Genomic DNA, 17,812 nt, shown 5'->3' on the forward strand with positions numbered 1-17,812 from the left:
GCCATCGATACACGACGGGCCGACGCGGCAAACAAGCCGCGCCGGCCCGTTTTCTTTTTCGCCGCGTGACGCGCGCTTGTTTATTGCTGCCCTTGCATAGTGCCTCTAGTCGAAAATTCGCAGCAACCAGTTCGGCGCGTCCCACGACGTTTGCGATCCCTTGAAGAATGCCCGCGTGTGACCAGGATCACACCTTATGTCCGCGCGCTTCATATTGCGAAGCCATCGTCCACGTCCTATTGTCGAGCCAGGCATGATTTTCGGGTGCATTGGACCGGCCATATGAAATAAAAGTGCATATAGCGATGACGGGAACGGCCTGCGCAAGTTACACTCCGGCGCCTCAGGTTAATGCACGAAACGCCGATAAACAGAACAACTGTAAGGAGACCCACTTATGAGTAGCATCAGCGAGCCGGGCAGCCAACAAGGTTCAGCCCCATTCTTTTCGAAACAGGCCACCATCGCGCAGCCCGGTTTCTCGCGCTGGATGGTGCCTCCCGCCGCGCTCGCCGTGCATCTGTGCATCGGCCAGGCCTACGCGTTCTCGGTCTTCAACGGACCGCTGACCAAGGTAATCGGCATCACGCAGTCCGCGCCCGATGACTGGTCGCTGACCGCGCTCGGCTGGATCTTTTCGCTTGCGATCGTGTTCCTCGGTTTGTCGGCGGCATTCGCCGGCAAATGGCTCGAACACGTCGGTCCGCGCCGCACGATGTTCACGGCCGCGTGCTGCTTCGGCGGGGGCTTCCTCGTGTCCGCGCTCGGCGTGTACCTGCATCAGATCGCGCTGCTGTATCTCGGCTACGGCGTGATCGGCGGGATCGGGCTGGGGCTCGGTTATGTGTCGCCGGTGTCGACGCTGATCCGCTGGTTTCCGGACCGCCGCGGTATGGCGACCGGCATGGCGATCATGGGCTTCGGCGGCGGCGCGATGATCGCAGCGCCGTTGTCGGTCGCACTGATGAAGCACTTTCAAAGCGCGACCAGCATTGGCGTCGCGGAAACCTTCATCGTGCTCGGCATCGTCTATTTCATCTCGATGACGATCGGCGCGCTCGCGATCCGCGTGCCGCCGGCGGACTGGAAGCCGGCGGGCTGGACGCCGCCCGCAGCGACGCAGCACCGGCTGATCACGAGCAATCACGTGCATATCGACCAGGCGCTGAAGACACCGCAGTTCTATCTGATCTGGCTCGTGCTGTTCCTGAACGTGACGGCCGGCATCGGCATTCTCGGCCAGGCCTCGGTGATGATCCAGGAGAGCTTCAAGAACACAGTGACGGCCGCTGCGGCGGCCGGCTTCGTCGGGCTCCTGTCGCTGTTCAACATGGGTGGGCGTTTCGTGTGGGCGTCGGCGTCGGACTGGATCGGCCGCAAGAACACCTATTACATCTTCTTCGCGCTCGGCGCGGTGCTCTACTACCTCGTGCCGAGCTTTGCCGCGAACGGACAGATCGCGCTGTTCGTGCTGACGTACTGCATCATCCTGTCGATGTACGGCGGCGGCTTCGCAACCGTGCCGGCCTATCTCGCCGACATGTTCGGCACGACCTTCGTCGGCGGCATTCATGGACGTCTGTTAACCGCGTGGGCCGCGGCAGGCGTCGCGGGTCCGGTGCTCGTCAACTACATCCGCGCGTATGAAGTCGCGAACGGGGTAGCGAAAGCGGACGCGTACACGATGACCGTACACATCATGGCCGTGCTGCTCGTGATCGGCTTTATCTGCAACCTGCTGGTCAAGCGTGTGGACGAGAAGCACCACATGACCGATGCACAAGTCGCCAAGGGCGCGTGAGGAGATCCGTATGTCGACCGTTCAAACCGTACATCCGACCAACAAGGTGATGCTCGCGGTGTTCTGGCTGTATGTGATGATCCCGCTTGCGTGGGGAGTGATCAATACGCTGACGCAGGCGACGAAGTTGTTCAAGTGACGATGTGATGTGATGTGATGATGCGCACCCCGGCCTTGTTGAGGGCCGGGGTGCCGAAAGCAGGCCGCGCCGCGGTGTCCCCCTCACCGCCCCAATCCACTGTGCGCGATCTGCTGCTCGACGAACTGGGCAAACAATGCATGCATATGCGTGGTCGGATGCAGATCATCGGCGAACATGTAAGTCTGATCCGCATTGGCGCTGACATAAGTTGCGGGCGAGCATAGCAGCGCGGTGTCATCGGGCGTTTTCTTCGGGTCGCAGGCCTGCCCCGTATTCGACACGGTAAAACCGTTCGCCCGAAAGCTTCCGATCACCTGATTCGTCCACGTGTACGAATCGACCTCGATCACCTTCGATTGCAGCCCATCAGTTTGCAGCGCGCTATTCAACGTAGCGTTGAATAGCTGCGACAACTGCGTGAGGTTCGCGCCACCATCGGGCGAAGTGAGCCCCTTCGGCGACAGCCCGATATTCGGCAGATTGATCACCACCACATGCACGCCGCCGTTCTGCACGATCTGCCCGACGAGCTGGGCGAGCGTCGTGGCCGCCGCCTGCACGACCGGCGCGGCGGCGGGCAGATTGCCGGCACGCAGCACGTCGTTCGAGCCCACCCACAGGAGCACGAGCTGATTGGCGTTGAAGCTGCCGTGAGCGCTCAGATAGCTCGACAGCTGCTGATTCACAGGCATTTCGATGTTGCCGATCACATCGCTCAGGTAGTCGTACTGGTTCGCCGGTGTCGCCACGGTCGAGCCGCCTTCCGCATAACCGAGGCCGTTCTGCGCACTCAGCTTATGCGTGAAATCGATCGTGAAGGCGGCGCTAAGCGTATCGCCGTAGTATTGCGCGACGTTCTGGGCCCACACCTGACCGGGATTGGTCGTGAAACGCCCGCCGCCCACCGCGCTCGCGAGCGGCGCATAGGTCCCGACGTCCGACAGGCTGTCGCCGAACGACACCACCTGCAGCTTGACGCCGCCGGCCGGCTCGGCCGCCGTGCTGCCGCCGCTATTCGACCCGCTGCTGCCGCTGCCGCTGCCGCCCCCGCCGCATGCCGATAGCAGCACGACCGACATGGCAAAAACTACAGCGCGGACCTTGTCATTTATGCGTCGCATTTGCTCCTCCTCGCCGGGCGGGCCAGACGGTGCCGAGTGCCTGACGTGCGCGGCCGGAACCTGACCGCACGCGGCTCTTCAAACAAGCATCGCGTATGCCCAGCAAGGAAGTGCGGCCCGCTCAAAGCCGGTCGAACACCACCTCCTGCGCGCCTTCCCACAGCACCTTCGTGCCGAGTTCGCGCAGTTTTTCCTTGCCTTCGACGATCGTCAGAAAATGATTGCCCGCGAGTTGCCCCATCTTGCTCGCGAAGCAGCACGAGCCATAGGCGAGGATGATCTCGGTCTCGCTATAGCCGCCCGGATAGAACAGGATGTCGCCCACCGATGGATGGCTCGTGTGATTTTCGAAGCCGACCGCAACGCCGTCGTTCTCGAGCTTGAATTCGCCGAGCGGCACCCAGCAGCCCTCGCCGCTCCAACGCACGTGGATCAGCTTCTGCCGGTACGGCAGCAGCTTCAGGAAAGCGGCCACGGTCTGCGGCGCATCGGGATGCGTTTCGGCGATGAAGGTGTGGCCGCAGGCGGTCATCTTGAGTCGGGTCATGGCGCGTTATCCGGTGGGTGAATTTGAAAGGTGCTTCGATTCTGTCGTCCGATGCAAGGCTTCGACAGGTACAGTTATCCGCGCCGCGGTCAGTCCAGTTAGACCACCTGCGATCGCGGGTGGCGGGCCGACCGCAAAGCCTTGCGCGATATGCCATGCCAGTTTGCGAGGCGCGCCGCCACGAATGTTCGTAGTTTGCAAGCCGCGCAATGCAACGCACACTGCGCAGGTGCGTGATTCCGACTGGAGAAAGACATGCCGTTACGGCTCGTCCAGCTCAACCGCGCAGCCGGTAGGCGAGCGGCGTCGCGCCATAGCCACGCTTGAACTGCACGGAGAAGTGACTAGCATTCTCGAAGCCGACTTCGAGCGCGATTTGCAGCACGGTTCGATCCGTGGCGCGCAGCAGCCTCGCCGCTTCCTCGAGCCGTAAGCGCGTGACGAACTGATGCGGCGTCTCCCCGGTCTCGCGGCGAAACACCCGAGCAAAATGAAAACTGCTTAGGCCGGCCTGCTCGGCCAGTTCGGCGATCGCCAGATCTTCGGCGAGATTGGCGCGGATGTAGTCGGTCACCCGGCGGATACGGCGCGGCACCAGCCGTTCGGGCCCCGTCGCGCTGTCGCGCCGCGCGCCGTTGCCGCTCGAATAGTGTTGCAGCAGGTGCGCGGCGAGCGCGTGAACCAGCGTATCGACATACAGACGCGAATCGGCGGGATCGCGGGCGGCGCGATGCAGTGCGGCAAGCATCGCGGCGATCAGCGGATCGTTGAAGCGCATCGCGTGGCCGAGCGACAGTTCACGCGACGCGTCGAGCCCCATCTGTTGCGCGACGCTGTCGATCAACTCGCGCTCGATGTGCACGTGCAAGGTAGACAACGGCTCGTCGCTGATCGAATGCCAGCGCCACGAGATCGGCGTGGGCGGCACGAACCACAGGTCGTTCACGCGCATATCGGCGCTTTCCCAAGCTCCGCCGAGGTTGCGTTCGAGATGCTCGGCGCCGCTCGCGAGCGTCATCAGCGTGAAGTCGCGCAAACCGGGCGCTTCGAGCAGGTCTTGCCGCACCGGCTCGAGATACGAGCGCAGCACCAGATGCCGCCACTCGCGATCCACGCTCGACACGAGTCGCTGGCCGGCCATGTAGCGGTCGTAAGCGAGCGTCGTGGTGAGCTTGGGAATTCGTGCCATCACATCCCTTCGAAGGAGGTGCCGTATGGAAGGAGAAGCGCCGCCGTACCTGTATTGCCGGTCCACTGTCAGCGCAAGATCACAAAAATGATAGCAAGGAACCGGCTACCGACATTTCACGAAATCGCTAATCATTGAGGTTGTCGTATTTCACGCGTTTAGAACGCCGGAGCTACCGTTTCATGGAACATGAATGCGATACGCTGCCGCAATGGCTGAACGGCTCGCCGCAAGGCGAAGCCGGGCACGCGTCGGCAGCACACCCGAGAGCGGCATCCGCCCAACCGGCTTACCCGGCCGGCGCGCGGCACGCCGCGAAATCAGCCCACGCGGCTGAAGCAGTGAAGATGTCTCCCCGCGCCGCGAATGGCGCTGGGCGCAGTGGCTTTCTGACTCTGTTTACCGAGGAGGAGATCGGCACGCCGTCGCCTGCGGCGCGCCGCTCCGCCCCGCTGATCAGTCCGCTCGGGCGGTTCGGCAGCGCGCAGGACCGCATGGAGTTCGTGCGCCAGCGCATCAGGCAGCTGGGCTTCGACTCGTTCAGCTATACCGCCACGCGCACGTCGTCGCATCACAAGACGATGTTCGTGTTGACGAGCTACGAGTCGCAGGCATGGCTCACGCGCTATTTCCGCGAGCGTTATTTCGAGCTCGATCCGCGCGTCGCGCACGCGTCGCCGACCGGCATGCCGTTTTTGTGGAATACCGCCGATCTGCGCGCCGATCTGCCGCGCGCGCAGTTGCGCAGCGAGCGGCTCGGCGCTTTGATCGACATGCTGGAAGCGGCCGGGCGCAAGAGCGGCATTCTCACGCAGATGCCGCTGCCGGAGCCGGAGCTGAGCGCGAGCCTGTGCTTCAACTCGGCGATCGGCAACCCGCGCTGGATGACCGAATCGATCGTCGCGGAAACGCTGATGTTCGCGCACTCGATTCACGAGTTCATCTGGACCCACGCGAAAAGCGTGATCGGCATCGCGCCTGCGCAGCAGCAGCGCATCGCGCTGAGCAAGCTGCAGCATGCGGTGCTGAAGGCGGTCGTGCAGGGGCAGCGGGACAAGGAGATCGCGTATTTCCTCGGGCTGTCGCCGCATAACGTCGACTATCATCTGCGGCGCTTGCGGCAGTTGTTCAACGTGCGCAACCGCGTGCAGCTGATCAATGTCGCGCAGGCGTATCTGTCGTAGTCGGCGTCACAGCGTATCGATGAAGAGGGGCGCGACGGCTTTTCGCTGTCGCGCCCTCTCCTCATTTCAGCCGGGGACATGACGGCTAACTTTTCAACCGATAGCCGGTCCTGAAGATCCAGCCGACGATCACGAGAAACACCGCGAGGAACAGCAGCGTCATGCCTAGACTCAGGCCGACGCCGACGTCGCCCAACTCGAAGAAGCTCCAGCGAAACCCGCTGACCAGATAAACGATCGGATTGAACAGCGTGACGGCGCGCCAGAACGGCGGCAGCATGTCGACCGAATAGAACGCGCCGCCGAGAAACGTGAGCGGCGTGACGATCAACAGCGGCACCAGTTGCAGCTTCTCGAAACTGTCGGCCCAGATGCCGATGATGAAGCCGAGCAGACTGAACGTGACCGCCGTCAGCACCAGAAACAGCACCATCCAGAACGGATGCATGATCTGCAACGGCACGAACAGCGCGGCGGTCGCGAGAATGATGAGCCCGAGCAGGATCGACTTGGTGGCCGCCGCGCCAACATAGCTGACGACGATCTCCAGATACGACACGGGCGCCGACAGCAGCTCGTAGATGGTGCCGGTGAACCGCGGAAAGTAAATCCCGAACGACGCGTTCGCGATGCTTTGCGACAGCAGCGACAGCATGATCAGCCCCGGCACGATAAACGCGCCATAGCTGATGCCCTCTACTTCCTTGATACGCGACCCGATCGCCGAGCCGAACACGACGAAGTACAGCGACGTGGAAATCACCGGCGCGATGATGCTTTGCATCAGCGTGCGCCACGTGCGCGCCATTTCGAACTTGTAGATCGCGCGCATTGCGTAGATGTTCATGGGTTCCCCCGCAGCAGGCTGACGAAAATGTCTTCGAGCGAACTCTGCGTGGTGTGCAGGTCCTTGAAGCGAATGCCGGCATCGTCGAGCGATTTCAGCAATGCGATGATGTCGGTGCGGCCGCCCTCGCCTTCATAGGTATAGATCAGCTCGTTGCCGCCGTTCGCGACCGCGAGCCCGTAGCCGGCGAGCGCAGCCGGCACATCGTCGAGCGGGTACTCCAGTTGCAGCGTCAACTGCTTCGTGCCGAGCTTGCGCATCAGCTCGGTCTTCTCTTCGACCAGCATGATCTCGCCCGCATTGATCACGCCGATGCGATCGGCCATCTCCTCGGCTTCGTCGATGTAATGCGTGGTCAGGATGATCGTCACGCCGCTCGCCGCGAGCGAGCGCACGAGCTTCCACATGTCGCGGCGCAGCTCGACGTCGACGCCGGCGGTCGGTTCGTCGAGAAACAGCACGCGCGGCTCGTGCGACAGCGCCTTGGCGATCAGCACCCGCCGCTTCATGCCGCCCGACAGCGTGATGATCTTGTTGTTGCGCTTCTCCCAGAGCGACAGGTCGCGCAACACTTTCTCGATGTAAGCGGGGTTCTTCGGCTTGCCGAACAGACCGCGGCTGAACGACACCGTGGCCCAGACGGTTTCGAACGCGTCGGTGGTCAGCTCCTGCGGTACGAGGCCGATCAGCGAACGGGCCGCGCGATAGTTGGCGCCGATGTCGTGGCCGTCCACCGTCACGCTGCCTTCGCTCGCGTTGACGATGCCGCAGACGATGCTGATCAGCGTGGTCTTGCCCGCGCCGTTCGGCCCGAGCAGCGCGAAAATTTCTCCACGGTGGATCGCCAGATTGATGTTCTTCAGTGCCCGAAAACCGCTGGCATAGGTTTTCGACAGATTCGTGACCGAAACGATTGGCTGCATGGACTCGATGATGGCAGACACCGCTGTTGAATGAGGGAAACCGGCGCGAACCGACGCGCCGCATCCGCAATGTAATGGAAAGTGAGAAAGCGTGCAGAGCACGAAACACGCCGCCGGGATTCGCCGCGGCGCGAGATAGTTCGGCTTACTGATGGGTGCCGATGCAGACCGAGGCCCGGCGCGGCCGTCCGGCGCGCGCGACGCTCGTCCGCGGTCTTTTACGCCGACGCGCTGTGTTGCGCGCCCGGAAAGCGGCTTGCGATCACGTTCTGGATTTCCTCGACCGACACCGGCTTCACCAGATGATGATCGAAGCCGGCCTCGCGCGAGTGCTGCCGGTCGGTGGCCTGGCCATAGCCGGTCACGGCGATCAGCAGCGCGTCGACGGTGGTCGGACGGCGGCGCATCTCCTGCGCGAGCTGGAAGCCGTCCATGCCGGGCAGGCCGAGGTCGAGCAGCACGATCTGCGGCTGGAAGTGCGCGGCCAGTTCGAGCGCGGTGTTGGCTTCGTGCGCGACGCGCACGTCGTACCCGTCCGCCTGCAGCACCAGCGACAACGCGAGCGCCGCATCGACGCTGTCGTCGACCAGCAGCACACGCAGCGCCTCGCCGCCGTGATCCGGCACGGCTTCGGGCGCTGCCGTCGACGCTCGCTCGGCGTCGGCGAGCCGCGTCAGCGGCAAACGCACGACGAACTCGCTACCGCGCCCCAGTCCCGCCGAGAACGCCTCGATCCCGCCGCCGTGCAACTCGACCAGCGTACGCGCGAGAGGCAGGCCGATGCCGAGGCCGCCTTCGGAACGTTCGATCGAGATTTCCGATTGCACGAACAGATCGAAAATATGCGGGATCGTTTCGGCGCCGATACCCACGCCGTTGTCGCGCACGCTGATCAGCACGTCATCGCCTGCTTCGCGGACTTCGATGCGGATGTCGCCGCGCTGCGGCGTGTACTTCGCCGCATTCGACAGGACATTGCCGAGCACCTGCGCGATCCGCACGCCGTCGCCGACGACGAACAGCGGCTCGGCGGGCAGATCGGTGGTGAGCGTATGGCCCTTGCGATTCAACGCGGGCCGCACGGTTTCGATCGCGGCTTCGAGCGCGGCGGCCAGCTCGACGATCTCGTGGCGCAGCGTAATCTTGCCCTGCGTGATGCGCGCGACGTCCAGCAGATCGTCGACGAGCCGGCACAGATGCTTGACCTGGCGCCCGATCACCGCGCGCATCGCCTCGAAGCTTTGCTGCGACGGCGCACGGCTCGGGTCGAGCAGTTCGATCGCGTTGCGGATCGGCGCGAGCGGATTGCGCAGCTCGTGCGCGAGCATCGCGAGGAACTCGTCCTTGCGGCGATCGGCGTCGCGCAACGCCATCTCGTTGGCCTTGCGATCCGAAATATCGTTGACGATGCCGGCGAGCCGGTAGATGTGCCCGCGCGCGTCGCGCACCGGAAAGCCGCGCTCGACGGCCCAGCGCGTCTCGCCGCCGGGCCGCACGATCCGGTATTCGATCTCGTACGCGACACCGGTGGCGAGCGCGCGATACGCGGTCTCGACCGCGGCCTCGTCCTGCGGATCGATGTGGTTGGCCCAGTGGCGGCCGGTCGGCGTCGGCTCGTGCGCCGCATCGCCCCACAGACGCCGATACGCGGGGCTCACATACAGCAGTTGCGCGCTCGATGGGTCGAGCATCCAGAACACGTCGTCTATGTTCTCGGCCATCTGCCGGAAGCGTTCTTCGCTTTCGCGCAACGCGCCCTCCGCGCGGCGCACGCGCAGCAGCGCGCGCACCTGCGCGATCAGCTCGGCCGGCTCGACCGGTTCGGTCAAATAGCTGTCCGCGCCGCCTTCGAGGCCGCGCACCCGGTCCATGCTCTGCACCGCCGCCGCCGACGTGTGGATCACGAGCACGCCCGAGGTCTCCGGCGCGGCCTTGATGCGGCGGCACACTTCGAAGCCGTTCAGATCGGGCAAATTGACGTCGAGCAGCACGAGGTCCGGCTGCGAAAGGCGCGCGCGCTCGATCGCTTCCGCGCCGTTGCCGGCCTCGATCACGATGAAGCCCGCGCGCGACAGGATGCGCGTTTTCGCGTAACGAGCGCCTTCGTTGTCGTCGACGTTGAGGATCAGATTCGCGTTCGCATCGGTCATGAAAAGGCGTGTCCGTAGGAGAATGCCCGCGCGCTGCCCAGACCCACGCCCAATCCGTTGCGGCTCGTGAAACCGTCGGTCAACGCCTCCTGAAGATCAGCAATTCCCGGACCCTGTTCGATGAAGGCGAGCCGCGGACCGATGCGACCATTGCGTTGCACCGTGCAGGAGTAGACGTCGCCGCCGCGGCCATAACTCAGCGTGTTGCGCGCGAGTTCGCTCGCCGGGCTCACCGTTTCAGCGTCGAGCACGCGCGCCATCGCGGCGGTCTCGCCGATCATCGGCCGATGAACCCCGAGGCACACCCCTTGCGAGGTTCACATGACACCAACCCTTTTCGTGGAGGTAAATTATGAAACGCATGACCAGGACGATCTTTGCTTCCGCGCTCGTGATGGCGTTGTCGGGCGGCGTCTACGCGCAGGCGGGCGGTGCTGCGGGCGCTGGCGGTAGTGCGGGAGGCGCGGGCGGCGGTGCTGCCGGCGGCATGAGCGGCGGTGGCGGTGGCGCGGGTGGCACCGGCACCGGCATCGGCGCCGGTGGCGGCACGACCGGCGGCGCGGGCGGTACGGCCACTCCGGGCGTCGGCCCCGGCTCGGTGCGCACGCCGGGCAACACCGGCTCCGGCTACGGTTCGCCGGGTGTGACGGGCACCGGCGGCGGGATGGGCACCGGCACCGGCGCGACCCCGAATAGCCCGGCGACCGGTGGTTCGACAGGCGGCATGGGCAACAACATGAACAACGGCATGCGCAGCGGAACCGGTAACGACATGAACAACGACATGAACAACGGCAGGATGCAGAACGGGCAGTAACGGCCGTTGAGCTTCACCGGGCGACGCGGCATCAAGTTGCCGCGTCGCCGTTTTTTTGCGCGGCTCGCTCGTCCACGCAGTCGCTGCGACGACTCACACCTCAAGGCTGCGCACAGACAAAACTACTCGCCAGATTTACATTGCCTTTGCCGATATAACGCGGAAACCCGGGATAGCGGCACAGCGGCCGCGAACGTCCATTCGTCGCCGCGGCGAGATCGGTGGCCGTCAGCGTTTCGGGCGCGACGCCGCGCGTGACCCACGCGTCGAGCGCGCCGAGCAGATCGACCGAGGGAATGAACACGCCGTTGCCATGCTGAAACCCCGGCACCATGTAGAGCCGCATGAAACGATCGACCTCGTCCTTGCCGAAACGCGCGACCAGCGCGTCGTGATACGCGATCGTCTGGTTCGGGCTGATCACTTCGTCGGCGAGGCCTTGCAGCGTGATCAGCTTGCCGCCGTGCGCGATATAGCGCGACAGGTCCGGGTTCATCGAGCCGATCGTGGCCGACAGCGCGACTAGTTGCGAGCGATATTTGCCGGGCCGTTGCGGATCGAACGTCAACGAATCGAAGTTTGCGTCGCGCGCGACGAAGTAGCGCAGATAGCCGTCGCCTTGCGTGAACAGGTAGCCGTTCGCATAGAACGTCGGCGCCGGTTGACGCCCCGATTGATGCGCGAGCCCGAGCGCGCCAGTCAGTTGCGTGCCCTGGAACACGTTGTAGCCACGATAGCCGCTCACGCCCCACGCGAGCCGATACGGCAGCGACAGCCCATCGCGCATCACCAGCAAGGTGGCCAATTGCGCGTCGGTCAGACACGCATCGTGCGATGAAGGCCGTAGCGCGCAGCGCAGCGAATCGATGATTTGCGCCTGGTGCGCGCGGCAGGCTTCGACGTCACTGACGATGCCATCCGCCGTGCCATCGAGCCGGTCGCATACCTCGAGCGTGCGTTGATAGACGCTTTCGAGCAGCGCCGGCGGCACGAAGCCGCCCGGCGTGGAGTACTCGGCCTGACCGAGCTTCACGCCGATCAGCCGCACGCCGGAAAAATTCAGCGCGGGCGAATTGGCGATCACACCATCGTAGTCGTCGGGAAAACGCTGCATTACCGTATAGCCTTCGCGGCCACCCGTCGAGCCGCCGGCAAAATACATGCGCTGCGGCGGCCTGCCGTACGCGTTCGCGATCAACGCGAGCGCCACATCGTGGGTTTTCTTCAGATGCGCGTAGCCGAAATTCGTCACCGCTTCATCGACGAGACCGAACTCCGCGAGCGACGAATCGCCGACATGCCCCGAGTCGTCGCCGAACGTCGCATAGCCTTGCGCGAGCGGCGCGCGATCCGGCGAGAACGGCATCACACCGGTGCCGCTGACGACCACGCCGTTGTACCCGCCGCCGCCGATCTGCAACGCGCGGCCATTCCAGCGGCGCGGCAGATTCAGATCGAAGCGGATGTCGGGTGTCGTCGGATTCAGTGCCTTGATGCGGCCGGTGATGCGGCAATACTCGCCGCCTTGCTGATTGCCCTGCGCGGTCGCGCCGATCATCGCCGCGCTTTCGATTAGCGCGCCGGCCGTCGGCATCTCGATCAGTTCGGGCGACAGCACCGCGCCCGCGAACTCCGCGCAGTGCATCGCGAACGGTGCTTCTTTGGCCTGCGCGGCCGTGCGATGTATCGCGAGCCACGCGAGCAAGACGACGCTCACCACGGTTGCGAGTCCAACGAGCTTGCGCGTGGTGCGCATCGTATTCGTGATGCGCCCACGGCGCTCGCGTCGTGTCATCCGCAACCCGCGCCCTTCGCCTGCGCGCGCGGCTGCTGCCCCTTCCAGCCGCTCCAACCGCGCGCGATCATCAGCAGCGCGCCGATCGCCGCGAGGTCGCCGCCGAGCCCGACAAGCACCGCGCGAAAACCATGAAACGTGTGCGGCGTCGCCGTGTCGATGATCAACGACACCAGCGTGCCGGTGACAAAGCACACGAGCCCGGCGCGCCCGACCGTCACCACGGCGGGCAGTTGCTTCGCGAGCCACGCGACGCTGCCCGTCCGCACGAACTGGGCGGCGAGCCACGCGATGACGATGAAATTGATCACACGTTCCACTGAAAGATTCTGTTTGTGCGTGCCGGGCAAAGGCTGCGTCAGCACGAAAAGTTTGACGATCGCGAAGGCAAGCACCGCGATGACCGCCACGCGCGTGAGCCACTGCGCGGCGCAGCTCGCATGAAAACGTTCGCTGATCGGCTGCACACGACATAGCATGCCAAGCACGAACATCAACTGCCAGGCAAACGGATTAAAAGCCCAGTCGGCGACATCGTCAATGCTGAATAACGCGGCAAGCGGCCGCGCGACTGCCCACACTGCGACGCTCACGGCAAGCGCGAGCGATACCGAGCGGCGCGCGAGCGGCACCATCACCGGCACACATAGCGCGAACAGCACGTACATCGGCAGCACGCTGGACAGATACGGCTGCCGTCGTAACAGCGCGATATCGAATGCCTGACGCCACGGCTGCATCGCGAACGGCGGCCAGCCGGTCATTTCTACCATCGCCCGATTCAGATCGAGCCGTGCGAGAACCGCGCCGGACACGAGCATCAGCATCGCCGTCAACAGATACGCGCGATAGATCTCCCAGCAGCGTTTGACGAAACGCAGTTGCGCCGCGTGTTCGCCGCGATGCGCAAGCACCGCTGTATACGCCGCCGCCGATGCATAGCCGCCGAGAAATACGAACACCTCGGCTGAATCGCACAACGCGTACGCGTGCAGCATCAGATGCGATAGCGCGCTGCCGGGAATGTGATCGAGCACGATGACGATCAGCACGATACCGCGAAAGAAATCGACTTCGACCGATCGTCCACGACCACGGCCAGATGTTTCCATTCGTCTTCTCGAAGAATGCGCGCCGGCGGCACGCAAGAACGTAGATGGCCATGCGTCAGCGGCCAATGTCGTGCGAACTACGAAACGCTTATTCGTTCCCCGCATCGCCTATCTGAAACCGAGTCGTTGGCGACTGGTAATACTCGGTGCGTCTTTAACGAACGCGCGGAAAGTTTTGCGGCTTTTCATGCACGAAACAGGGACGCCCGCATTAAATGGCGGACGCAAGCCTCGAAAAAAAACCATCGAACGCGCGCTGCGATTTTTTTCGCATTTTTTCCCCGTACGATGTTTTCGTGCTTTTCAGCCGCTTTGCGAATAGAGGTTTATGAAAAACAGAATTGCCGGATTCGACGGGTTGCGCGCCATCGCCGTGCTAATGGTGTTTCTGCAGCATCGTTTATTCGGCGACATCGGCGAGATCGGGCATCTCGGCGTGTGGATCTTCTTCGCGCTGAGCGGCTTTCTGATCATCGGCATCCTGTCGTCGCAGCGCGCGCGCATCGAATCGCGTGGCAGCCGTTTCGGTGTCGAACTCGGACGCTTTCTGTTGCGCCGTACCGTGCGCATCTTTCCGATCTATTACCTGATGCTCGTCGCGATGTGCGCGCTGATGGCATTCGGCCTCGCGAATCCGGAACTCGCGAGCGGCATGCCGTTTCATTTCGCGTATCTATCTAATTTCTGGATCGGCTCGGTGCTGCGCTACTGGCCGGGCCGCTATTCGCACTTGTGGAGCCTCGCGATCGAGGAGCAGTTCTATCTCGTGGTTGCGCCGCTTTTGCTGCTGCTCGCGACGCGGCGACATCGAGCGGCATGTTGGGCGATCGTGGCGCTCGGCCTTGCTGCGTTGTTCGGGATGCGCGCCTCGCATTGGGATCAGATCACGATCTACACGCATCCGTTGAGCAATGTCTGGCTGCTCGCGTTAGGCGGCACCGGTGGTCTGATGATCGCGGACGATCGCGGCCGGGTGCGTGCCTGGCTCGGTCATGGACTGACGCTGTTCGCGCTGAGTCTCGCCGTGATCGGTTTGTGCGCGGCCGAGCCGAGATGGAACATGCTCGATGATCCGTTGCTGTTTACCGCGCTCAGCGCAACGTACGGGCTTTGTATCGCGGCGCTAGTGGCTTCGATTGCGTGTTGCCGCAATGCTGCCGTGATGGCTCTGCTGCAGACCCCTTGGCTCGCGGGTCTTGGGCGTATCAGTTACGGCTTTTATCTGTATCACAACCTGATCCCCGATCTGACCCGCAACCGTCACGCCGAAGCGTTGTTCGGCGGCACCGTGCCGATGTGGGCACATATGCTTGGCGTCGTCGCATCGTTTGCGATTTCGCTAGGCATTGCGTTGCTGTCTTGGCGGCTGATCGAGGCGCCGATGTTGCGTCTGCGCGGATCACGCCATGATTCGGCCTCACCCGCCCGCTCTTCACCCGGTGCACTCCGCGGGAGCGAACCGGCCAAACGATAGAAGAACGTCTGCTTTAAAGGTGCGCGCCCCGGGAACGTGGCACGGGCATTGCTGCTCGAGGGTTCACCTTCAGCAAACTGGAGAACATTGTGTCGAACACCGCGAACTCCCCGAACGAGCCTGATCGCCCGGCGGACGAGGCTCCCGGCAGTCCACCCGCCGAGGTCTCGAAGCCGATCGGCGATGCAATCCCCACTCCGGTCGAACCGGGCCTCGACCAGCCTCTGCCGAAAAAAGGCGAAACCCCCGCACCGGAGCCGAGCAAGCCCGGCCGAGGAGGCGGCGACCCGTTAGGTGATACCGGCGCGCCGCCGGGCGTGCCCGATCCGGGACCGTCCGACTTTGCGTAGCGCTTCGCAGCGACCGTCAGGCCGCCGCGGGCTCATGCACGATCTTCAACGTGCTCTTGTGCTCGGCAATCAGCCGATAGACGGTATCGCCGGGCACGGTCTCGTGCTCGAGCAACTGCTCTGAAATGTCGCGCAGTACCGGCTCGTACGCGTGCAGCAGCCCGTAACAAAGCTCGTTGAGTTCCTTGAGCAGCACGTTCGCATGCTCGATTGCGCTCTTCATTTGCAGGCCCGCGTACTGCGACGGCAGCGCCGCGAGACTGAACAGGTCGCCGTCGCTGTTGAAGCCGAACTTCGACACCATGTCGAGGCTGATACGCGAGGCCTCCTGCAAGTCCGACGCGGCGCCGCTCGATGCTTCCGAGAACATCAGAATCTCCGCGTTGCGTCCGCCGAGCAGCACCTGGATTTCGTTGCGGATCTCCGTTTCGCGGTACAGGTGCTTGTCCTGCGCTTTGGTGATCAGCGCAACGCCGAGCGCGCCGCCGCGCGGCAGGATCGTCACTTCCTCGAGCACGCCGGTGCCGAGCAGCGCGGCGACCAGACCGTGACCCGCCTCATGCACCGCGATGCGCTTGCGCTCGTCCTCGGTGAGCGCGCGCTCGGCGCCGCTCACGTCGCCGATGCGCGCGATCTTGATCGCTTCCATGAAGTGCTTCGCGGCGATTTCGTTATCGCCCGCCTTGCGCGCGATCAGCCCCGCCTGATTCACGACCATCGCGACGGTGGCCGGCGACAGTCCAGTCGTCAAGCGCGCGAGCTGGTCGTAATCGATGTCCGCCGCTTTCGACTTCAGCCGCTGCGCGTAGAAACGGAAAATCTTCGCGCGGTCTTCGCGATCCGGCAGACGCACCTGCACCGTGCGATCGAAACGGCCGGGGCGGCGCAACGCTTCGTCGAGATTGTCGGGATGGTTGGTCGCGGCCACGACGATCACGCCCTCGTTCGATTCGAAGCCGTCCATCTCCGCGAGCAGCTGGTTGATGATCCGGTTGCTTTCGGCTTCGACCGGGCCACCGCCGGTATCGGTGCGCTTCGCGAGACCGTCTGCTTCGTCGATGAAGATGACCGTCGGTGCGTTCTTGCGCGCGAGTTCGAACAGGTGCCGCACCTTCTGGATGCCGACGCCGTAGTACTTCGCGCTGAAATAGCTGCCGGTGATCGAAATGAAGTTCGCGCCGCATTCGCCGGCCAGCGCCTGAGCGAGCCGCGTCTTGCCGACGCCGGGCGCGCCGACCATCAGGATGCCGCACGGCGCGCGCACGCCCAGCGACGAGAACTGCTTCGGGTCGGACAGGTAACCACGGATGTCGGCGAGCGCGGCCTTCGCCTCGTTCGCGCCGATTACATCGTCGAAACGCAGCGTCGGCGTTTCGCTGAGCAGCGTCGCGCCGCCCTTCATCTCGCGCCGCATGAACCACGCCATGCCGCCGATCAGCGCGAGCGGCAGCAGCACGCTCAGCGCGTCGCGGAACTGGTCGAACAGTTGCGTCCAGCGCGCGCCGTCGCTGTGGATGTCGACATCGGGCAGCCATACGAGCTGATACGCGGCGGCGTCGGAGCGATCGCCCAGCAGCAGCGCGTGCGAGAAGGTGGCGTTGTGATCGGTGACGAAGTACTTCGAGCCGTCGCGCAGCGACACCAGAATCGCGCTGGGACTCACGCCGATCGCCGCGACGTTCGCATCGTGAATGTCGCGCAGCATCGTCGACGCGTCTTTTTCCTGATGCGTCCACGCCGAGGCATCGTCACGCATCTGGCTCGCGATGCCGCTCAGCGCGGGCGCCTGCGGCTCGGCGCGATGCTGGAAATACCAGACGCTCCAACCGACCAGCACCGCGATCAGCACCGCTACCGTCGCCACCGCAAATTTGCGTGCGCACTTTTTCCCAAGCGAATTATTTCCCGGCTTCATGAGTCATTTCCAAATGAGGACTTGAACCAGCCCTTACTTAATCAAGCTGTCTGTCAAAATTACCTGTCGAAAGCGAAAGTTGGAGTCTGCGGAAAATCGGCTGAGGCGAAGCGCCACACGGGCGCATGGCTTAAAGGACAATCCAGAAGGACGCGAGATGTGCGTCCCGGTGAGCCGCGTTCGCCGAAGGCTGTTGCCGGGGGTACGCGTCTGTCAAATTCGCGGAAAAGGCCTATTTGTACCGTCTATCCGGCCGTCGACATGCCGGAAGTGGGATGCGGCGAGCGCGCGAAAGGCGTCGCCGCATTGGCTCCGGCGCACAGTTTATCAGCGTAAAAAGCCGCGCGTGTTTTTAAATGGCTAATCTAACCGCACCCCAATTAAAATCAGTCAGAATTACTGATAACAGCGCGATTTTTAGAAAGACATAATTGATCTGAAAAAT

The 17,812-nt window shown here is 63.6% G+C and carries 16 protein-coding genes; 6 read left to right on the forward strand and 10 right to left on the reverse strand.

Annotated features, from left to right (window positions below; genetic code table 11):
- Nucleotides 1-397 precede the first annotated feature (397 nt).
- On the forward strand, nucleotides 398-1,801 hold the full coding sequence (locus GCT19_RS23335; RefSeq protein WP_013091208.1) for an L-lactate MFS transporter: 1,404 nt from the start codon (nucleotides 398-400) through the stop codon (nucleotides 1,799-1,801).
- A gap of 10 nt (nucleotides 1,802-1,811) precedes the next feature.
- Nucleotides 1,812-1,940: an MFS transporter small subunit gene (locus GCT19_RS23340; protein ID WP_018437177.1), complete on the forward strand. Its 129-nt coding sequence runs from the start codon at nucleotides 1,812-1,814 to the stop codon at nucleotides 1,938-1,940.
- Nucleotides 1,941-2,023: 83 nt separating this feature from the next.
- On the opposite strand, the gene GCT19_RS23345 is transcribed toward GCT19_RS23340, so the two are convergent.
- The 3 genes from GCT19_RS23345 to GCT19_RS23355 all read right to left on the reverse strand — a co-directional run bounded on the left by GCT19_RS23345 (nucleotide 2,024) and on the right by GCT19_RS23355 (nucleotide 4,800).
- Nucleotides 2,024-3,064 carry an SGNH/GDSL hydrolase family protein gene (locus GCT19_RS23345; RefSeq protein ID WP_026229018.1) on the reverse strand — a complete coding sequence of 347 codons (1,041 nt, stop codon included), beginning with the start codon at nucleotides 3,062-3,064 and terminating at the stop codon, nucleotides 2,024-2,026.
- A gap of 121 nt (nucleotides 3,065-3,185) precedes the next feature.
- A complete protein-coding gene (locus tag GCT19_RS23350) occupies nucleotides 3,186-3,611 on the reverse strand; it encodes a DUF3830 family protein (protein WP_013091205.1) in 426 nt (141 codons plus the stop codon).
- A gap of 277 nt (nucleotides 3,612-3,888) precedes the next feature.
- Nucleotides 3,889-4,800, reverse strand: coding sequence for a helix-turn-helix domain-containing protein (locus GCT19_RS23355; protein ID WP_018437179.1), 912 nt, complete (start codon nucleotides 4,798-4,800; stop codon nucleotides 3,889-3,891).
- Nucleotides 4,801-4,982: 182 nt separating this feature from the next.
- Between GCT19_RS23355 and GCT19_RS23360 the strand changes: the two genes are divergently transcribed.
- Entirely contained in the window at nucleotides 4,983-5,984 is a 1,002-nt protein-coding gene (locus GCT19_RS23360; RefSeq protein WP_152853224.1) for a helix-turn-helix transcriptional regulator, read from the forward strand.
- Between the two features lie 85 nt (nucleotides 5,985-6,069).
- Here GCT19_RS23360 and GCT19_RS23365 read toward each other — a convergent pair whose 3' ends face one another.
- The 4 genes from GCT19_RS23365 to GCT19_RS23380 all read right to left on the reverse strand — a co-directional run bounded on the left by GCT19_RS23365 (nucleotide 6,070) and on the right by GCT19_RS23380 (nucleotide 10,185).
- On the reverse strand, nucleotides 6,070-6,831 hold the full coding sequence (locus tag GCT19_RS23365; RefSeq protein ID WP_013091202.1) for an ABC transporter permease: 762 nt from the start codon (nucleotides 6,829-6,831) through the stop codon (nucleotides 6,070-6,072).
- Nucleotides 6,828-7,754 carry an ABC transporter ATP-binding protein gene (locus tag GCT19_RS23370; protein WP_018437181.1) on the reverse strand — a complete coding sequence of 309 codons (927 nt, stop codon included), beginning with the start codon at nucleotides 7,752-7,754 and terminating at the stop codon, nucleotides 6,828-6,830. Before GCT19_RS23370 ends, GCT19_RS23365 begins: the two co-directional genes overlap by 4 nt.
- 218 nt (nucleotides 7,755-7,972) lie before the next feature.
- Complete coding sequence (locus GCT19_RS23375) at nucleotides 7,973-9,904, reverse strand: hybrid sensor histidine kinase/response regulator (RefSeq protein ID WP_018437182.1); 1,932 nt, start codon at nucleotides 9,902-9,904, stop codon at nucleotides 7,973-7,975.
- Complete coding sequence (locus GCT19_RS23380) at nucleotides 9,901-10,185, reverse strand: ATP-binding protein (RefSeq protein WP_018437183.1); 285 nt, start codon at nucleotides 10,183-10,185, stop codon at nucleotides 9,901-9,903. Before GCT19_RS23380 ends, GCT19_RS23375 begins: the two co-directional genes overlap by 4 nt.
- A 71-nt stretch (nucleotides 10,186-10,256) precedes the next feature.
- Between GCT19_RS23380 and GCT19_RS23385 the strand changes: the two genes are divergently transcribed.
- Nucleotides 10,257-10,721 (forward strand): hypothetical protein, encoded by a 465-nt coding sequence (locus GCT19_RS23385; protein WP_018437184.1) that lies wholly within the window; start codon nucleotides 10,257-10,259, stop codon nucleotides 10,719-10,721.
- Nucleotides 10,722-10,821: 100 nt separating this feature from the next.
- On the opposite strand, the gene GCT19_RS23390 is transcribed toward GCT19_RS23385, so the two are convergent.
- Nucleotides 10,822-12,516 (reverse strand): tannase/feruloyl esterase family alpha/beta hydrolase, encoded by a 1,695-nt coding sequence (locus GCT19_RS23390; RefSeq protein WP_026229019.1) that lies wholly within the window; start codon nucleotides 12,514-12,516, stop codon nucleotides 10,822-10,824.
- Nucleotides 12,513-13,628: an OpgC domain-containing protein gene (locus GCT19_RS23395; protein WP_018437186.1), complete on the reverse strand. Its 1,116-nt coding sequence runs from the start codon at nucleotides 13,626-13,628 to the stop codon at nucleotides 12,513-12,515. The genes GCT19_RS23390 and GCT19_RS23395 overlap by 4 nt, the downstream gene beginning before the upstream one ends.
- A 328-nt stretch (nucleotides 13,629-13,956) precedes the next feature.
- Here GCT19_RS23395 and GCT19_RS23400 point away from each other — a divergent pair, with 328 nt between their 5' ends.
- Nucleotides 13,957-15,102: an acyltransferase family protein gene (locus GCT19_RS23400; RefSeq protein WP_152853225.1), complete on the forward strand. Its 1,146-nt coding sequence runs from the start codon at nucleotides 13,957-13,959 to the stop codon at nucleotides 15,100-15,102.
- A gap of 89 nt (nucleotides 15,103-15,191) precedes the next feature.
- Nucleotides 15,192-15,452: a hypothetical protein gene (locus GCT19_RS43475; RefSeq protein WP_311542909.1), complete on the forward strand. Its 261-nt coding sequence runs from the start codon at nucleotides 15,192-15,194 to the stop codon at nucleotides 15,450-15,452.
- Between the two features lie 16 nt (nucleotides 15,453-15,468).
- Here the strand turns inward: GCT19_RS43475 and GCT19_RS23410 are convergent, their stop codons facing one another.
- A complete protein-coding gene (locus GCT19_RS23410) occupies nucleotides 15,469-17,367 on the reverse strand; it encodes an ATP-dependent metallopeptidase FtsH/Yme1/Tma family protein (protein WP_152853226.1) in 1,899 nt (632 codons plus the stop codon).
- Nucleotides 17,368-17,812: the final 445 nt, after the last annotated feature.

Origin of the sequence: Paraburkholderia atlantica (assembly GCF_009362785.1) — a bacterium.
In the GTDB taxonomy this organism is placed as follows: Bacteria; Pseudomonadota; Gammaproteobacteria; order Burkholderiales; family Burkholderiaceae; genus Paraburkholderia; species Paraburkholderia atlantica.